This window comes from Coprococcus sp. TF11-13 (assembly GCF_003481085.1).
In the GTDB taxonomy this organism is placed as follows: Bacteria; Bacillota; Clostridia; order Lachnospirales; family Lachnospiraceae; genus Coprococcus; species Coprococcus aceti.
The window spans coordinates 15,853-17,839 of the sequence record NZ_QUKK01000014.1; the positions used below are offsets into that span (position 1 = coordinate 15,853).

At 44.1% G+C, this 1,987-nt stretch carries 3 protein-coding genes and 1 pseudogene; 1 reads left to right on the forward strand and 3 read right to left on the reverse strand.

Features of this window, described 5'->3' with window-relative positions:
• The 3 genes from DXD11_RS14620 to DXD11_RS13580 all read right to left on the reverse strand — a co-directional run.
• Nucleotides 1-677: MobA/MobL family protein (locus DXD11_RS14620; RefSeq protein WP_243105880.1), on the reverse strand; the 677-nt coding region annotated here is incomplete at its 3' end.
• Between the two features lie 328 nt (nt 678-1,005).
• Nucleotides 1,006-1,320 (reverse strand): DUF3847 domain-containing protein, encoded by a 315-nt coding sequence (locus tag DXD11_RS13575; protein ID WP_002578306.1) that lies wholly within the window; start codon nt 1,318-1,320, stop codon nt 1,006-1,008.
• 145 nt (nt 1,321-1,465) lie between these two features.
• On the reverse strand, nt 1,466-1,696 hold the full coding sequence (locus DXD11_RS13580; protein WP_002578307.1) for a helix-turn-helix domain-containing protein: 231 nt from the start codon (nt 1,694-1,696) through the stop codon (nt 1,466-1,468).
• A 175-nt stretch (nt 1,697-1,871) separates the two neighbouring features.
• Between DXD11_RS13580 and DXD11_RS13585 the strand changes: the two are divergent.
• Nucleotides 1,872-1,987, forward strand: a pseudogene (locus tag DXD11_RS13585) (helix-turn-helix domain-containing protein); the annotation flags it as partial.

Here is a 1,987-nt window from a genome sequence, read left to right on the forward strand (position 1 = left end):
AATACCGGGATTCGGATTCCATGACGGGCAGGGTTCTTTTTATCCTGCCACCAGTCCGGATGGGATTCATCCACCACAATATTTCCATTTTCATCTCTGACAAACTCCCAATCCTTGATTTCTTTGTTCCCCCATGAGTGGTCTGGATTGAATGGTCGCATCGTCACAAGTAAATGCACATGGGGATTTCCATCTCCTTTATCATGAATACTCCAGTCCGCACACATTCCCTTATCTACAAAGGTCTTTTGAATATATTCAGTTGTATAATCAATCTGTTCCTGTCGGCTCCATTCTTTCGGAAGCGAAAATTCAAATGACCTGCCGAGTTGTGCATCCGAGGTCTTCTCAATCTTCAAAACTTCATTCCATAAACACTGTTTCTGAAAAGTAAGTTTAAATTTTCCCAGTGCAGCATCTTTGTTATCTGCTCTTTTATATCGGGCAGATTTCTGAAACCGTCTGATATTTTCAGCAGGTACGTTCAGCCATTCCTGTGGTGCATTTTCACACATCAACAGGCTGGTATAAACGACTTCTTTTTTGGCAGTGTAGTAGCTGATCCTGCCTGTTTCTTCATTTTTCATCACATCACCATTGAGATACGCAGATGCTGATATGATGGATTTCCCTTTGCTGCGTCCAACAATCTTTACTGTATAATGAAAAATCGCCATGCTCCGTTTCCCCCTTTCTGCCGTATCCGGCTTTGATTTCCGGCAGGTAACGTTTTCCCAAAAAGAAAATGGTATCTGCCGGAACGCCCTCTGCGTAAGAGTGCCCTGTGCATAACAGCCTGCATGGAATGCGCCCCTCTGGCGAAGAGTGCCTCCTGCGGCATGAGCAGGTCTGCATGAAATGCCCGCCGACGGAACGAGCCCGGCAAGCGTAAGCGCAGACCGGTTGCCACCTGTGGCAAACTTATACGGACGACCTCTGGTTGTCCATAAGTGCGCCCTTCATGAAAAAGCAATGAAGGGAATGGAAAATCCACTCCCTCCGGCATTACACTTCCTCCGTATTCGCAACTGGCTCTTTCTGCATTGCCTTTGAGAAGAATTTCCCATTTGCTTCCTGCCTTTTTAAGAAGCCGATCAGCTTTGGGATATCATCTTCCTCAATCGCAGAACCCAGCACCGATTCCACCGCACCACCAATCTGGCAGAGCCTGTGTGTCCGCTTTTTAGTTTCCACATCTTTCTGACGTTTCTTCAGTTCCCGTTTCTGTGCTGCATACTGTTTTGCTTTCTCAAGGCTTTCCTGTTCTTTCTTTTCCAACTGGAGCATACGCTCCTCATAACTCTTTGTTGATCTTGCCATAAATATCATCGTCCTTTCTTTTTCTTCCAAACATAAGTTTCCTGTTGTCTGTCAGACGAAGTACATGGTATAATCTGTTTGCGTGTAGGTATATCATGACTCCGGTCTGATAGAACCTTTGGCGGTTTCTTCGGGAACCGCTTTTTTAAGTTGAACCGTTTCTTGTGACTGCTTTCACATTTCCCTTATCCCTCAAGTCTCTGCCCTCGTTGGCTTCCATAAAAAGTTCCAGCATATCTGTTTTGATCAGGACTTTTCTCCCGACCTTTAATACCGGAAGTTTCTTCCATTCCACCAGTTTTCTCAGGGTGTTCCTGCCGATTCCCGTATAATCAGCAGCTTCTTCAATAGATAAGGCAATCTTTCTTTGTGTCATATGACCACCTCCTTTTAAATTGCATTATGCAATTTCATTTGTGCTGTCAGTATAGCGTGTTTATATTGCTTTGTCAAGCATTATGAAATTTCATTCATTTTCTATAAATTGCATATTGCAATATATTTTGTTGCATGGTATAGTAATGACATACCGAAAAAGGAGGCACATCAGCATGAAAGATAAAGAACTACGCAAGCTGATCGGCAGCAGGGCAAAACAGCGCCGTCTCGAATTAAATCTGACACAGCCTTATGTCGCAGAGAAGATGGGAGTTACCGCTTCCACAAT